Origin of the sequence: Flammeovirga aprica JL-4 (assembly GCF_012844305.1) — a bacterium.
Lineage (GTDB): Bacteria > Bacteroidota > Bacteroidia > Cytophagales > Flammeovirgaceae > Flammeovirga > Flammeovirga aprica.
Genome location: NZ_JABANE010000044.1, coordinates 35,556 through 52,261, shown reverse-complemented (window position 1 = coordinate 52,261; position 16,706 = coordinate 35,556). Strand labels below are relative to the sequence as shown.

At 37.4% G+C, this 16,706-nt stretch carries 13 protein-coding genes; 4 read left to right on the top strand and 9 right to left on the bottom strand.

What is annotated here, in order from left to right:
- The first annotated feature begins 9 nt into the window (after positions 1 to 9).
- From HHU12_RS16565 to HHU12_RS16550, 4 genes are all read left to right on the top strand, one after another.
- Positions 10 to 1,851, top strand: coding sequence for a ComEC/Rec2 family competence protein (locus tag HHU12_RS16565; protein ID WP_169657864.1), 1,842 nt, complete (start codon positions 10 to 12; stop codon positions 1,849 to 1,851).
- A gap of 83 nt (positions 1,852 to 1,934) precedes the next feature.
- Complete coding sequence (glmM, locus tag HHU12_RS16560; RefSeq protein WP_169657863.1) at positions 1,935 to 3,344, top strand: phosphoglucosamine mutase; 1,410 nt, start codon at positions 1,935 to 1,937, stop codon at positions 3,342 to 3,344.
- Between the two features lie 175 nt (positions 3,345 to 3,519).
- Positions 3,520 to 4,665 carry a cysteine desulfurase family protein gene (locus HHU12_RS16555; protein ID WP_169657862.1) on the top strand — a complete coding sequence of 382 codons (1,146 nt, stop codon included), beginning with the start codon at positions 3,520 to 3,522 and terminating at the stop codon, positions 4,663 to 4,665.
- 159 nt (positions 4,666 to 4,824) lie between these two features.
- Complete coding sequence (locus tag HHU12_RS16550) at positions 4,825 to 5,766, top strand: hypothetical protein (protein WP_169657861.1); 942 nt, start codon at positions 4,825 to 4,827, stop codon at positions 5,764 to 5,766.
- Positions 5,767 to 5,869: 103 nt separating this feature from the next.
- On the opposite strand, the gene HHU12_RS16545 is transcribed toward HHU12_RS16550, so the two are convergent.
- The 9 genes from HHU12_RS16545 to cobU all read right to left on the bottom strand — a co-directional run bounded on the left by HHU12_RS16545 (position 5,870) and on the right by cobU (position 16,706).
- A complete protein-coding gene (locus tag HHU12_RS16545) occupies positions 5,870 to 6,397 on the bottom strand; it encodes a YceI family protein (RefSeq protein ID WP_169657860.1) in 528 nt (175 codons plus the stop codon).
- A gap of 6 nt (positions 6,398 to 6,403) precedes the next feature.
- A complete protein-coding gene (locus HHU12_RS16540) occupies positions 6,404 to 7,084 on the bottom strand; it encodes a hypothetical protein (protein WP_169657859.1) in 681 nt (226 codons plus the stop codon).
- Positions 7,085 to 7,282: 198 nt separating this feature from the next.
- Positions 7,283 to 8,554: a phosphopyruvate hydratase gene (eno, locus tag HHU12_RS16535; protein ID WP_169657858.1), complete on the bottom strand. Its 1,272-nt coding sequence runs from the start codon at positions 8,552 to 8,554 to the stop codon at positions 7,283 to 7,285.
- A gap of 123 nt (positions 8,555 to 8,677) precedes the next feature.
- On the bottom strand, positions 8,678 to 12,418 hold the full coding sequence (gene cobN / locus HHU12_RS16530) for a cobaltochelatase subunit CobN (protein ID WP_169657857.1): 3,741 nt from the start codon (positions 12,416 to 12,418) through the stop codon (positions 8,678 to 8,680).
- Positions 12,419 to 12,436: 18 nt separating this feature from the next.
- On the bottom strand, positions 12,437 to 13,015 hold the full coding sequence (locus tag HHU12_RS16525; protein WP_169657856.1) for an MFS transporter: 579 nt from the start codon (positions 13,013 to 13,015) through the stop codon (positions 12,437 to 12,439).
- Positions 13,008 to 14,045, bottom strand: a complete 1,038-nt coding sequence (gene cobW, locus HHU12_RS16520; RefSeq protein WP_169657855.1) for a cobalamin biosynthesis protein CobW — start codon at positions 14,043 to 14,045, stop codon at positions 13,008 to 13,010. The genes HHU12_RS16525 and cobW overlap by 8 nt, the downstream gene beginning before the upstream one ends.
- The gene (locus HHU12_RS16515; protein WP_169657854.1) at positions 14,042 to 14,629 is read right to left on the bottom strand and encodes a cob(I)yrinic acid a,c-diamide adenosyltransferase; all 588 of its coding nucleotides are present in this window, start codon (positions 14,627 to 14,629) and stop codon (positions 14,042 to 14,044) included. The genes cobW and HHU12_RS16515 overlap by 4 nt, the downstream gene beginning before the upstream one ends.
- Positions 14,630 to 14,847: 218 nt before the next feature.
- Positions 14,848 to 16,182, bottom strand: coding sequence for a cobyrinate a,c-diamide synthase (locus HHU12_RS16510; RefSeq protein WP_169657853.1), 1,335 nt, complete (start codon positions 16,180 to 16,182; stop codon positions 14,848 to 14,850).
- Between the two features lie 8 nt (positions 16,183 to 16,190).
- A complete protein-coding gene (gene cobU, locus HHU12_RS16505; protein ID WP_169657852.1) occupies positions 16,191 to 16,706 on the bottom strand; it encodes a bifunctional adenosylcobinamide kinase/adenosylcobinamide-phosphate guanylyltransferase in 516 nt (171 codons plus the stop codon).

The following is a 16,706-nucleotide window of genomic DNA, read 5'->3' as shown; positions in this document are numbered from 1 at the left end:
TGCTAAAAAATGATTCATAACGCTCCTTTTTTCAAAATTAATATATTTCTTATTCTAGGTATACTGTTTTCCTCTTTATTTGAAAAACAGCTGATTGGGAATACCTATCTGATTGTCCTCACCCTATTATTTTTTGTGCTTATTGCCTTTTTACAATGGAAAAATACACCTACAGTTTTAACCACTGCACTTCTTTGTACAAGTGTATTCCTTATAGGTTTTTCTACTTTCCAATTTCAGAAAACGAATAATATACTACCAAAACACAAAGGCGTTTACCTTGAAATAACAAAAGTGCTTTCTGAAAAAGAAAAAGTGAAACGCTACCTCACTAAGGTGATAAGCATAGCAGATGAAGGGCTTCAATCTACCAATGCTAAAGCCTTGCTGACGTTCTTTGGGAAAGAAAAACTATCACCTCACAGTATCGTTTTTGTACCGACTTCACTACACTCCATCTCCAAAAATCAATTTCCTTTTATGTATGATTACAGTGATTATCTGCTTAACAAAGATATTCACTTCAAAGTATCTACTAATACTTTAGAAATCATTGAAAACGTCTCCTATTCATTTACTTTCAGAGATATGATTCAAAAAAGAATAGAACAAATTTTCCCTTCGGCACTGTATGGTATTAGTGCTTCTTTATTGATTGGAGATAAAAGTTATCTTCAAAAAGATGAATACCAACTTTTTCAGCAAACGGGAAATATGCATCTTTTAGCACTTTCTGGTATGCATGTGGGAATCATTGTCTTGATACTGGATTTGATTTTCTTCTGGAGGAAATATTTAAACATCAGAACAGCTCGGAAACTACAGTTGTTCTACTTACCACTTTTATGGTTTTATGCTTCTGTGGCAGGTTTCACACCTTCTATTTTAAGGGCTGTGAGTATGTTTTCAATTTTAATTATCGGCAAAGCACTATATCAGAAAGTCAACCTCTTAAACTTGCTCTGTTTTATCTCTTTCTGCTTTTTAGGATACGACCCTTTTTTATTGTTCGATATAGGTTTTATACTCTCTTTCACAGCAGTTTTATTTATCAGTGTATTTCCTTATTGGAAGGAAGTAGGAAAGCTACCCTATTGGAAAAAAGCAATTCTATCAATCATAATTGTTTCTATATTAGCACAATTAGGCACTATTAGTTTTACGGCTTATTTCTTCCAATACATCCCTGCATACAGCTTATTTTCTAGTATTCTGAGTGGCTTTTTCACTTCATTTATGATGTACACTGGACTGATGATTTTAGTCTTAGATGCATTGCAAATACCATTAGACTGGTTGATTTGTAGCTATGAATTTCTTTATTTTTTATTTCAAAAATGGCTGTATTTATTTAAAGAACTTCCACAGCTTCCTTTGGTAAATATTGGAGCTACAACCGCTTTTTTATTGTGCATTACTATTTATATAAAACTGAACAATCGAAAATTAATAGGACTTCCAATCGTCTTAATGTTAATCACCTTGACGGTTCAGTATATAACTACTTATCATCAGCATCAAAAAACACTCTATTGTTATGCGACAAAGACGCCGGCCTTTAGTTTTATAGATCAAAGTCATATCTATTCTTTCCTATTAAGAGACAGTGTAAATGCTCAATTTGAATACGAAACAGTCATCAAAAAACATCAAGCACTTTTTCCATATCAAGAGACTCATTTTATAAATATGAATCAAAATAAAGAGGTAATGGAAATTCAACTAAACGATGGTTTAATTTTTCAATATTTAAAACCTCACTTTATTCTATCAAAAAAAGATTCAACACTACTAAAAATCAATCATTTACAATTAAAAAACCAACAAACAAGGATATATCCCCTTTATTAAATAATAATAAATAAGTATGTTAATTCTCTTTACAGTATCACTTAAAGCGTTATTTTTGTAGCCTAATCAAATAAATTGAGACATTGACATTAATTAAGTCTATTTCTGGTATTAGGGGAACTATTGGTGGATCTACTGAAGATTCATTAAACCCTATTGATGCAGCTAAATTTATCTCCACTTATGCAAAGTGGATCCTTGAAAACTCTGACAACAACAATAAAGTAGTATTGGGTAGAGATGCCCGTGTTTCTGGTGGATGGCTAGCCGACATCGTTTCAGGTACTCTTCAAGCTATGGGTGTTCATGTGATCAACTTGGGTCTTTCTACTACTCCTACTGTTGAAATGGCAGTGGAAATGGAAGAAGCTGCAGGTGGAATTATTTTGACTGCAAGCCACAATCCCGCTAATTGGAATGCCCTAAAACTATTGGACTCAAAAGGTGAATTTATTTCAGCTGAAGCGATGGGAGAAATCCTGAAAAATGCTGAGGAAGGCAACTTTGAGTTCGTAGATTACAAAAAAACTGGTAAAGTTACCCACGACGACACTTACATTGACAAACACATTGAGAAGATTTTGGCATTACCGATGGTAGATGTTGAAGCTATCCGTGCTAAAGACTTCAAAGTTGTAATTGACTGTGTAAACTCTACAGGTGGTATTGCTGTACCAAAGATTTTGAATGCTTTGGGCGTAACTCAAATTGAAGAGTTATACTGCGAGCCGAATGGTAGATTCCCTCACAACCCTGAACCACTTCCTGAACACATCACGGAGTTGAGTTCTACTTTGCAAAACGGAAACTATCACTTAGGTATTATTGTAGATCCAGATGTGGACCGTTTGGCATTCACTACTGAGGACGGAACTCCTTTTGGTGAAGAATATACATTAGTAGCTGTTGCTGATTATGTTTTAGAGCATAAAAAAGGCAATACAGTTTCTAACATGTCATCAACAAGAGCATTGCGTGACGTTACTGAAAAGCATGGCGGTACTTATACTGCGTCGGCTGTAGGTGAGGTAAACGTGGTGAAAATGATGAAAGATACGAACGCTGTAATCGGTGGTGAAGGTAACGGAGGTGTAATTCTTCCAGAACTTCATTACGGTAGAGATGCGTTAGTGGGAATCGCGTTATTCCTTTCTAAATTGGCGAAATTCAACGGTTCTGCCAGCATGTTGCGTCAGTCGTATCCTGATTACCATATTTCTAAAAATAAGATTGAATTGACTCCTGAGATTGATGTTGATCTTATCCTTCAAAAAATGGAAGAGAAGTATGCTAATCAACCAGTAAATATTTTGGACGGTGTAAAAATCGAATTTGACAAAGAGTGGGTTCACCTTAGAAAATCGAATACTGAGCCAATTATCCGTATTTACTCTGAATCTGCTTCAGAACAAACTGCTGAGCATTTAGCTCAAAAAATTATTTCTGATATCAAGGAAATTATTCAGTTCAAAGCTGAAGATTCAGATGCTTAAAACTAGAAAGAAAACAAGAGTTAAACTCCTAATAGTCTGACTGTTGTATCTTAATATATTATAATCAAGCGGGCGATCTTCACAGATTGCCCGTTTTTTGTCTTAAATTTGCACTTTGGAGTGTAAAACAACATAACTTTCACGTACACACAACCAATTCAAAATTAAACACGGCATGAGCATTTACTTAGATAGTGCAGCAAGTACTCAACTTGACCCGCAGGTAAAAGAAACAATGATAGCATCAATGGATACTGTGTTCGGTAATCCATCATCTACACACGCACACGGTAGAGCTTCTAAAGCAGAAATTGAGAAAGCACGTAAAATGATTGCTCAGAGTATCAATGCGTTGCCTTCTGAAATTATTTTCACTTCTGGCGGTACTGAGACGGACAATGCGGCTATCAAAGGTCTTGTTCAAGCTTATGGCCTGAAAAGAATTATTACTTCACAATTAGAACATCATGCTGTTCTTCACATCACAGAACATCTGGCAAAAGAAAATGATATTGAACTAATTTTCTTAGATGCTGATAAAAAAGGAAATCTTGACCTTGATCAGCTAGAAGCGCTTCTTGCTGAAAACGGAACTGAAACTTTAGTGACTTTGATGCACTGCAATAACGAGATTGGAAATATCTTGGATATTCAACGTGTAGGCGAACTTTGCAAAGCTTCAGGTGCTTATTTCCACTCTGATACTGTACAAAGTGTTGGGCATTTCCCGGTAGATGTGAAAGCATTGCATATCCATACCTTAGCAGGTGCAGCACATAAATTCCACGGACCAAAGGGTTCTGGTTTTATGTACATCAAAAAAGGCACGAAAATGCCTGCCTTGATTGAAGGTGGCGGACAAGAAAGAGAAGTTCGTTCGGGTACTGAAAACGTATGGGGTATTGTTGGTTTGGCAAAAGCATTGGAGATTGCTACAGCTGAAATGGACGCACACACAGCTCATATCAAAGAAGTGAAAGAGTATATGAGAGGTCAATTGGTAGAACATATTCCAGGTATTGCTTTTAATGGAATGAGCGACGATCTTAACAACAGCTTATATACAGTGCTGAATGTTAGCTTCCCTCCTTCTAGCAAAAATGGAATGCTATTATTCGCCTTAGATCTTCAAAAAATCTCTGTATCTGGCGGTAGTGCTTGCAGTAGCGGTGCCACTCAAGGTTCTCATGTAATTGCAGGAATCGGTGGTGACGCTGATAGAACTTCAGTACGTTTTTCTTTCTCGAAATACAATACAAAGGAAGAAATTGATACCGTTATCGTTAAATTGAAAGAAATCTTGGATTTAGTAGAGGCTTAAAACTTTAGTATTTCCAGTGACAATATTTGAACACTCTACTGTGAAGTAGGGTGTTTTTTTATGCCTGATTTATTATGATATTCCTTTATTCTGAGCACTTAAGTTATCTAGCATCCTTTTTGATCTATACCCAAGCACATATAAACCTTATTTATGAATATGAAATACTACTTGCAAACTCTTGCATTATCAATTGCATTTGGCTTTACTTTATGCTTAACAGGTTGTCAGCTACAGGAAGATGATGAAAACCTGATCGACAAAGAGTCTCAGATGTCGGAAACTGAACAAGACACTTTTCAAGAAAACACTGAAGCGAGAACGATTTACAACAACGTTGACGCTATTGCAGATAAAGCACTTGCTGCATTAGATGCTTCTTCTCAGCGATTGGCTTCAGCTACAAATGAAATCACAGACAGCGGCATTGCCGGTTGGGATATTCTAACGCTTAATCCGCATGTTTTTGTTAGAACAGATACCGTAGTGATTGATTTTGATAAAATTGATTCTAAAGATTACAACCCCAACTATGAGTGTTCGGGTAAAGTGATTGTGCATCGCAAAGACACTTTAAGAGAATTTTCTGTGACTTTCTCTCACACAGTCACTTTTGAAAATTATACTGTAAACAATGTGAAAGTGGAAGGAGTAAGAACTCGATTAATGGAAAAAGAGCTGAGTGGATGGACTGGTATCGGTGAGATCAATTCGTTAGCTTTTGAAGTGAAAACGGAAGGTGGAAAAATGACTTATCCTGACGGAACTATACATACAAGAAATTCTTCTGAGACTATTACTGTGGATTTCCCTATTACATTATCTCCTGAATTTGTCGTTTCTAATTTAGAATCAAATGGTATTACCCGAAGTGGCAATGCATATTCTGGAAAAAGTATTAGCGACTTAATCGTAAAGGAAAATGTAGCTAGAATCTGGTATATCTCCGAAGGAGAAATGGCATACAATACTGACAATATTGATTTTACGGTGGATTATGATACTGGAAAATCAAGTACAGCTCTGTTTAAAAAAGATGGTTTCTCTTTTGAATTTGTGATTAACTGGCTTTCATTTGAAGTAGAAGGTCTAAACAATTAATCAGATAATTTTAATTGTGTAGCTGCTTAATAAAGAAAGTCCACCTCCATTGATTATGATCAGTGGTGGCGGACTTTCATAGTATATTAAGCAAATACAAGGGTTAGTTTAAAACACACGTAATTTTAATTTCAACTTCATCTCCCACTGTAAATGTTCCTGTTCCTTTACCCAAGTCATAATCCAAACGATTTATTTCTAATTCGCCTTCCAGATTAGATCCATTTTTGACAAAAGGTATTGAAACTTCTTTGGTTACACCATGTAGTGTTAGATTTCCTTTAGTAATATATTTGTTGCCATTTTTCACTACTTCATCAGATGTAAAGCATATTTTGGGGTATTTCTCAACATCAAAAAAGTCTTCATTTTTTAAATGATCATCTCTTTTCTCGTTGTCGGTATTTACAGTTGATGCATCAATACAAACATTAAATTCTGAAGAGGATAAATCATTTTCATCAAATTGAATACTGCCACTCATTCCATTGAAAAAGCCCTCAACAGAATTGACTTTGAAATTACTGATTGTAAAATCAATTTTTGAAGCTGAAGCATTGATTTCCTGAGCATACCCTTTGGTGATAAAAAGGCAAAATGAGGTTAATAAGATTAGGGTTATTTTATTCATCGTTCTTTATTTTATGTTATACCTTGCTCCAATTACTAATCCATCACTTACACCTCTGAATCTTTTATTTCCAGGTTGTAATTCGGTTGGTGTTTGAAATTCTGTGAAGGTATGAGCAAAACCTAACTTCGCTGACCACTTTTTATTGAAGTGATATTGTACATAGAATTCAGAGCTTAACATACCTGTATCATTTGCTCCAATAAGTAAAAGAGATGCATTGCCTGAAGAAGCTGTAGTAGGTTGGCTACTACCATTCCCTGTATAAACTGCATCTTTGTCAGCACCAAAAGTATAACCTACAGCATCGATATTCATACCCACTTCAAATTTGCTTTTGATACGGTAACTCAAAGAAATATAAAGGACAATATTCGACTGACTAGGAGATGCGATTGTCAATGTATCTTGCTTATCAGATTTCCCGAAATACTCAGGAGGAGCTGAGTAAAACTCTTTATTATCTTTTCCTTGGAAAAATGAATAGCGAACACCTGTTCCAAGAACAAATCTTTTCTTTTTCCCAAGTCCCCAAGAATGTCCAAGAGAAAGCGACCCTACAAAGTCAGAACTGATTTGTACTGTAGCATCAGCATATAAGTATTTTGAAGGTAATGTTTCAGTGTCCTGTGCATACAAGCATAAAGAAAAAAGGGAGATTACTAGGGTAAGTAATTGCTTTTTCATAGTAAAAGTTAAAGTTTGGTTCAAAAAATTATGTTACTGCAATGACTGTTCAGCGATAGTTTTGAACAGCATCATAATTAAGTCGTGTTTTTAGCACTTAACTGACAAAAAAAGTGAAAAATAAATTTCATTTTCATTCTCATTGAAAAATACCACCTACAAATGCAGGTGATATTTTTATATTATTTGATGTACTATTTACTTCCATCTATATTCTGATCGCCCTGCCAATTCATGCTCAATCTCCAACAGACGATTGTATTTTGCAATACGCTCACCTCTACAAGCTGAACCCGTTTTAAGGTGCCCTCCGTCCATTGCGACAGCAAAATCGGCTAAGAAAGTATCTTCTGTTTCTCCTGATCTGTGTGAGAGGAAATAACGCCACCCTGCTTCTCTACACATTCTCACGGCTTCTATGGTTTCTGTTACAGTACCAATTTGATTTAGCTTGATCAGACAAGAATTCGCTGTTTTTTTCTCAATTCCTTCTTTGATGTATTTGGTATTGGTCACGAAAATATCATCACCTACCACCTCAATTCGATCCCCATACTTTGCTGTGAATTTGGCAAAACCATCCCAATCTTTTTCTGCTAGAGGATCTTCCCAAAGAATAATCGGGTACTTGTCCAGCCATTCTCCTGTAAGCGCTATTAAATCATCTGAAGTCATTTTCCCTCTCCCTGACCAGACTAAATCATAATTATCTTTTAGGTTAGAGCAAAATGAATTGGCGGCATTATCCACCGCAACTGAAAGATCTTTTCCGGGCTTATACCCTGCCTTTTCTATGGCTTCAATAATTAATTCAATCGCGGCTTCATTACTCTCACAATCCGGAGCAAAGCCTCCTTCATCACCCACACTTGTTGCTAAGCCTCTTTCTTTTAAAATCCCTTTTAGAATATGGAAGGTTTCCGCAACATAACGTAATCCCTCTTTGAATGACGGTGCTCCATGAGGTACCAACATAAATTCTTGAAAGTCTACACTGTTATCAGCATGTTCTCCACCATTCAGAATGTTCATACAAGGTACAGGAATTCGAACGGCATTAGTTCCTCCCAAATATTGATATAATGGCAAATCTAAAGATTGTGCAGCTGCTTTTGCTACAGCCATAGAAACACCTAAAATTGCATTAGCTCCGAGCTTTGACTTATTGTCAGTCCCGTCTAATTCAATCATAGTGTAATCGATTTCTTTTTGTTGGGTGGCATCCATTCCTTCCAAGGCATCAGCAATAGTAGTGATTACATTTTCTACTGCTTTCTGTACCCCTTTTCCTCCATACCTTTCATCTCCGTCTCTTAGTTCTAGTGCTTCGTTTTGACCTGTTGATGCTCCTGAGGGAACGGAAGCATACGCTCTTGTTCCATCAAATAATTCTACATAAACGCGTACTGTGGGATTGCCTCTTGAATCTAGAATTTCAAGGGCGTAGATTGATTCAATTAATGTGTCCATAAATAGTTTAAGGGTTGAGTATTATTTCTTTATAAATTAAAAAGAAAAAGAATACCTATTGACACATTAAACTCATAAATTCAAACTCACATTATATTGAATATCAATTATATTACTATTATCCTATTCTAGTTCTCCCTCCGCTTTCATATACAATGATTTCAACCGATCCAATGTTTCTTGATTTGGGTTTTCCCACAATCCTCTTTGGATCGCTTCCAGCATTCTTTCCGACATATCTTTCAATGCCCACGGGTTATGTTGACGGATAAATTCTTGATTTTTTTGATTGAAAAGATACTCTTCTGTGATGCCTTCATACATAAAGTCTTCGATCAGATTAGTGGTAGCATCATAGGCAAAAAGGTAATCCATGGTAGCAGCCATTTCAAAAGCACCTTTGTAACCGTGATCTCTCATGCCTTCCATCCATTTTGGATTGACTACTCTTGAGCGGTATACTTTTAATAACTCCTCTTTCAGCGATTTGATTCTTGGCTGATCAGGGCGGGAATGATCACCAAAGTAAGTGGTCGGCATTTCTCCTTTCTCCAAGTTGACTGCCGCTGTCATTCCTCCTTGAAATTGATAATAATCGTCAGAGTCTAATAAGTCATGCTCTCGGTTATCTTGATTCTGGACCACCACTTCCACCATAGATAATCGTTTTCTGAAGGTCTCATGCGCTGACTTTCCTTCATTACGTCTTCCCGTATAGGCATATCCTCCCCAATTGATGTATACATTGGCAAGGTCTTCCTGATTCGTCCAGTTTTTCTCATCAATCAACCCCTGTAACCCTGCTCCATACGCTCCTGGCTTGGAACCGAAAACTCTATACAATGAACGTTCATGAGCCGTTTTTTCATCCAATCCTTCTTTCTCCCAATCCTCTTTTTCTTTCTCAAAACGGGCTTTAATTGGGTTCATATCATACGGTTCATCCAATTGAGCTACTTTCTCTACGGCGGAATTGAATAAGGAAATCACATCAGGAAAGGCATCTCTGAAGAAACCAGAAATACGTAATAAAACATCGACTCTCGGGCGTTTTAACTCTAATGTTGAAATAACTTCAAAATCCTTCACTCTACGATTGGCTCCCTGCCAAATCGGTCGGACGCCCAATAATGCAAAAGCTTGTGCTATATCATCTCCTCCTGTTCTCATAGTAGATGTTCCCCAAACGGAAATTGCCACTGAACTAGGAAACTCTCCCTCTTCCTGCAGGTATCTGTCAATGATATTTTGAGCACTTTTTACGCCCAAATCATAAGCGGATGGAGAAGGAATTGTTCTTGTATCTACGGAATAAAAATTTCTACCTGTTGGTAAAATATCCAATCGCCCTCTAGTTGGGGCACCTGATCCACCGGCAGGAATGTATTGAGCATTTAAGCCTTTCAGAAGATGGTCAATTTCATTCCTTGTTTTTAGTAAAGTCGGGATCGTCTTTTCTTTGATAGATGAGATTACTTTTTGTGTTTCCTCACCATAATTTCCTGCTTGTTGATTGATAATTCCTTCAATGATCGTCTTCGCTCTATTCTCCAAAACCTCTACTGCCTGACCAATCGTTCTGCATTCTACACCCATGATCGTTTGCTTTAATGCCGTTTCATAAGCAGTATCCAATGGATCAAATGCTAATTTCAGATCAATGGCTAAGGCTTGTAAAATACTCTTGGTTTCTCCTTGTGGTAAGCGATGCAATGCCACCAACATATCCAAAAACTTTTCTTCTTGTGGGAGCAAACCGAAAATATGGAGTCCTCCTCTAATTTGAGCTTCTTTTAATTCACATAAATAGCCATCGATCACCTCCAAAAGGGCATCAATATCTTTTCCATCTTCATTCAAATCCACTCTCAAATGAGTTGTATTGACAAGGTTTTCAATTTTCGATTTAATCAAATTGGCTCTCTTGGGATCAAGTAAAGCCGACTCATAAAACTCATCAATCAATAATTCCAATTGAAGCAACTCACCGTAATTTTCAGCCCTTGTCATCGGTGGAATTAAGTGGTCTAAGATAATGGCATGATTACGCCTTTTGGCTTGTGTTCCTTCTCCTGGGTCATTAATAATAAAAGGATAGAAATGTGGAATAGCTCCCAAAATAGCGGCAGGAAAACAAGATTCCTTCGACAGTGCTACCCCTTTCCCTGGCAACCACTCCAAGTTGCCATGCTTTCCAACATGAATAATGGCATCGGCACTAAAGTAATTTTGCAACCAAATATAATACGCCAAATAAGCGTAAGTCGGTGGTAAATCAGGAGAGTGATACGTGGCTTGCAAGTCGATATTATACCCTCTATTGGGTTGAATACTCAAGAAAATATTGCATAGTTGCTTTCCTGGAATTAGAAAATAACCTTCTTTGTAATTCGGTGATTTTGATGGGTGTCCCCACTGTTGTTCTACTTTCTCTCTTAATGTAATGGATAGTTGGTTGTAGTGGGTGTAAAATTCTTCTTCTTTGATTTTAATTTCAGCGGATTTATAAGAGAGTGATTCCAGTTCGTTGGTGACATTTTCCGTCAACAACTCCATCAATTCTTCTGTCCCTTCGGGAACATTTTCTCCTAAATCATATCCAGCATTTTTTAAGGCATTTAATATTTCTACAGTACTTGCAGGTGTATCTAATCCTACACCATTGGCCAAACGGCTATTTTTACTCGGATAATTAGGAAGAATAACGGCCACATTTTTCTGCTTGTTTTCTTTTTCTCCCAATTGAATCCAAGCCTTTGCATGTTCTGCTACAAACTGACAGCCTTCTAGATGAGGCTCGAAATACACAATTTCAGAATCTGTCAATTCGTCCTTTTCCTTCGCTTCTTTAAAAGCAATTACTGAGGTAATGATCTTTCCATCCACTTCTGGCAATGCGATATTCATGGCAATATCAGTCGGCGGTAAACCAAAAGTCCCTTCTTCCCATACCTGCTTATTACAACTCGCCAATATCGCTTGAATGACGGGAACATTGAGTGTATCAAAAATGCCTTTGGTTTCATTGTCTTGAAAGCCTTGCAATGAAAAGCCGGTCGTATTGATCAATACATTAGGCGGAGCAATTTTACAATTTTCTAAAAGAGAAAAAATACGTTGCTGAATATCTTCATCACGATACGACAACGCCATGCAAGTAATGGCTGTTACTCCTCTTCGTTCCAACTCTTCTGTGACTGCAATAAATGGATCAAGGTTATCGGCTAAGAAGTAACTTCTATAGCCTAATATCAATACCGTAGCCTTTTCTGTATGTACTAAAGGTTGATGAAGAATTCCTTTTGATGGATGATAAAGAAATAAATCAGGAATGCTTTCTTGGGCTTTGATTGGAAAATCGTACTCTAAGGTTTCATTCATGATCAGCTTCAACACCTCTTTGGTATTTTCCTTTCCTCCCATCACAAAATACTGCCATATTTCACTGACTTTTGAAAGGGGCAAAGTGGACATTTGCATCAATTCCAAATCAGGTTTATTATCACCCGGCAGGAAAATCACATCGATATCATTGTCTTCGGCATATTCAGCAATCGCTTCACACAAATAAGAAAAGTAAGCAGTTCCTCCCAATAATTTCAACACGACGACTTTGGCTTCTGACACTACTTCTTCGATATAAGTATCAATCGTCAATTCCTGCTTGAAATACGTCAAGTTCGCTAAACGAACACTAGGTAGTTCCGTTTCCTCTTGATGTAATTCTTGATAGGCTTTATTGACGGTGAATAATTCGGTGTCAGCGGCCGATAAGAAAAGTAGGTCTCCGGTGGATTGTTGGATATGGAAAACGCCTTCGTCGTTGGGGTTCCATCCTCCAGGAAGTGTTGAAATTAAATGCATTTTGAGAGAATAATTAAACTAAGCAACCTTTACGTTTTCTGGTTCTGAAATCTCTTTTTCATCGACCATCAGCGATAATACACCTGAACCGAATGAGAACATTGCCATTAGAGAGAAGATCACTGAAAAACCGAATTGCATGGCAAATAAGGCTCCGATGATAGCGGCAAATCCTTCTGCAAACGAACGGTAGCCAAAAAAGGAAGAATAGATACTTTTCTCTTTCCCTTTCTTCAATGACATAGCGATAATGGCACTCCATGAAGGGTTGATAACTGTTTCTCCTAGTGAAACGATGATCTGAATTAAGAAAACATGAATAGGACTACTCGCAAAAACATACAATCCATAACCTGTACCCATTAAGACATAGCCTATACACATCATTGTTTTTTTGCTCAGCTTTGTTTCATCTATTTTATCAAAAAGGAAATAAAATACACCTTTGAAAATAGCATATACACCTACGGCAATACCAGCATCAATCAGTGTACCTCCAATATTTTCAATAAAAATGGCATAAATGGGAGCCAATAAGTTTGCTCCCATATGTGTGAAAATTGATGCCAATAACAATAGCTTTATATTCTTATGCATGAGCTGTTGAAGCTAATTTTAAATCCTTACCAATCACCACTAAATGCGTTTTTCTCGTCTCCCCTTCTTTCCAAGGTCTATCAAAATAATAATCAAATCGATCTCCTACACCTTGAAGAATCATACGCATTGGCTTGTTCGGAATATTGACAAAACCTTTGATTCTATAGATTTCATTTTCCTTTACCAATTTTGTTAGGTCTTTTACTAACTGCTTGATGTCAGTTGTTTCTGAATATTGTAGTAATTCAGTAGTCAATGAATCATCGTGGTCATGATGATGTTCATGATCATGGTCGTGTCCGTGATCGTGATGCTCTTCATGGATAGAGTGACGGTTTTCTAAATCATCTTCAGCTGAAGCTTCAATACCTAGTAAGAGTTCATTACTTACTTCGCCGTTGACTACAGGAATTATCTTTGTATTCGATCTGATTTTTTGCTGAACGAAAGAAGAAATCTCTTCAAATTTGGCATCATCTACTAAGTCTCTTTTACTTACTAATACCAAATCAGCACAAGTCAATTGATCCAAGAATAACTCCTCAATTGGTGTTTCGTGATCCAATGAATCATCTGCCAAACGCTGTTCTTGTACTCTTTGTCTATCGCAGAACTCACCGGTTGCCACACCCACCGCATCAACTACTGTAATTACAGAATCGATGGTGATATGTGGTTTTAAGTCAGGCCAATTGACCGCTCTTAATAATGGCTTTGGCATTGCTAAACCTGAAGTTTCAATCACGATATGGTCAATATCATCTTTACGCTCAATCAACTCCAACATTGCGGGCAAGAACTCTTCTTGCACTGTACAGCAAATGCAACCGTCTGATAATTCAATCAGATTACACTCTTCATCTCCACAACCTGCTTTGATGATTTCACCGTCTACACCTACTTCACCAAATTCATTGACGATTAAAGCAATTCGTTTTCCGTTGGCATTTTTCAACATCTGGTGTACTAAGGTCGTTTTTCCAACGCCTAGAAAACCTGTTACGATTGTAATTGGGACTTTTCTCATGCTTGTGGTTTTTTCTTTCTTTTATATAAAAATAAATTCCATTTTTCTTCTGCTACTCCGTGCTTATCCATCTCAGAACGTGCCATCGTAAAGAATAAATCAGACAGACGATTGATGTAAGACGAGATATAGTCTAATACACTTTCAGGATCTTCATGACTTAAGGTTACCAAAGTACGTTCACCTCTTCTTACTTGTGTTCTGCACACATGACATAAAGCCGAAATTTCATTTCCTCCTGGTAATAAGAAATAATCTGATGGACTACTCATTTTACTTTCCATCTCATCGATCCATGCTTCGCAAAATTCTGCACCATCTGTTGGGTGAGGATTTTGGTTTTCTTTTTTAGAATCTGATGGTCGAGCCAAATGCGACATCATGTTCATCATGTCTTTTTGAACTCTGTGTAAATTCGGTTGCCACTCGTGGTCATTGCCTAATTTTGATCTTAAAAGCCCTATGGTTGAATTCACTTCATCCAATGTGCCTATGCATTCGATTCGGGGAGCATCTTTGAACTCTCTTTTTCCGCCGAATACGCCTGTTTTTCCGGAATCACCTTTTCTAGTGTAGATTTTCATAGCGTAAGAGTTTATTTGTTTTGTATTTGGACTATTCTGATTCCATCATCAGCCCATGATTTAAATCATGGGTTGGTGATGGAGTAGATTCAATATCGCAAGTGTTAAGCCGGCAAGCGTCACTTGTGATTTACATTGGCGAAGTCTCCCGACTTCGAAAAACAATATTATTTACCTCGAAGTCAGGAGACTTCGCCAATAGACAGTTCCAAGTGACGCTATCGCTTAACACTTGAAACATGGTTATTTTGTAAATGATGAAGCAACTGCTGAAGGTCTCCTACCTCACCAAAATAAAAGTGGATGTAAGAGGCCAATACGTTTTTATATTGATAGATTTTTGTTGGAACTTCCTGCTCTCTTGCACTCCAAACGGTTCCAACGGTTATTACATTTTCGTCTTGATGGACTTTTGAATAATGGAATTCATGTCCCTTGATCGTGAAATCATCGATGTCAATTTTTCGATAGCCTAATGTCAGTTTCATGGCTTCCATTGAGCTTGTAAATGGGAAGACGCCCACCATTGGTAATTCATTCCCTTTTTGGTCCACCATGCTTTTTCCGAGGTACATCATCCCTCCGCATTCGGCGATGATTTGCCCTCCGTTTTCTACGTAATTCTTAATGCTTTCTCTCATTTTTGTATTTGCAGAAAGCTCTTGAGTGTAGCATTCGGGATAGCCTCCGGGGAAGTAAACTAAATCGGAATTGGGGAGTTCTTGGTCATGAATTGGGCTGAAAAACTGTACGGTTCCCAATTGCTTTAAGGCTTCAATATTTTGATAATAACTGAAGTTGAAACCTTCATCTTGTGCCACTGCTATTTTAAAATCAGGGTTGGACGTTTCTGCCTTTTCTTCAAGGACTATTTTTTCTCTTTGAGTAATAGAAAGTAGCTGATCAATAGCAACTGTTTCATTCATCTGATCCGCCATCTTGCCGATCATCTGATCATATTTTGAGAGGTTATCAATCGATAACCCTAAGTGTCTTGATGGGATTTTACATTCTTCAATAAAAGGAACGTGACCCAATGCTTTTATACCAACATCTTCACATGCTTCTTCTAAAAATTTGTAGTGGCTTTTGGTATTCACACGGTTGAAGATTACACCTGCAATATTCAAATCGGGGTCAAAGTTTTTGAAGCCATATAATAATGGAGCAACGGAATAAGCGACAGACTTGGCATCTACTACAAAAATGACAGGAATGTCTAACTTCTTGGCCAATTCAGCCGTACTTCCTTCTGACTTTCTTGCTCCATCAAACAAGCCCATCACCCCTTCTATACAAGCCACATTTACCTCATTGGCTAATTCATGATAAGTGGAACGCATGTGTTCTTCTCTCATCATAAAAAGGTCAAGATTGATTCCCGTTTTTCCACAAGCGATTTTATGGAATTTGGGGTCGATATAATCTGGTCCGCTTTTAAAAGGTTGTGTGCTATAGCCTTTGTTTTTCAATAAGCGTAGTAATCCCAAAGTGACGGTTGTTTTTCCTGAATTACTCGTTGGTGCGGCGATGATGAAGCTTGATGTTTTCATTATTAGGTTTATTCTTTTACGGTCATCGGTAGACCGGATACTACAAATGTTACTTTCTGTGCTTGCTGAGCAATAAATTGATTGATTAATCCATGAATATCCGTAAACTGACGGCTTGCTTTGTTCATGGAAATTCCTCCCAAACCAATTTCATTACTGACCACAATCAGCGTACAGTCTTGCTGTATTAATGCAGTCCAGATTTCTTGTGCTCGTTGCAAGGCTTTCTCTTTATCATAAGACACTTCATCGAAAATATTGGTAAGCCAAAGCGTGATGCAATCCAATAAGACTACCTTTCCTGTAAAGTCATTTTGATGTATTTCAATGGGTGCCTCAACGGTAGTCCAACACTCTTCCCTTCTTTCTTGGTGAAGGGCAATTCTTTCGTTGTGCTCTTCATCCCATTTTTTTGAGGTCGCCAGATAAATAGGCGTTTCGGATAGTTCTAAAGTTACTTTTTCAGCAAAAGCACTTTTTCCTGAACGCTGACCTCCTGTGACAAAGTGAATGTTTGCTTTCAT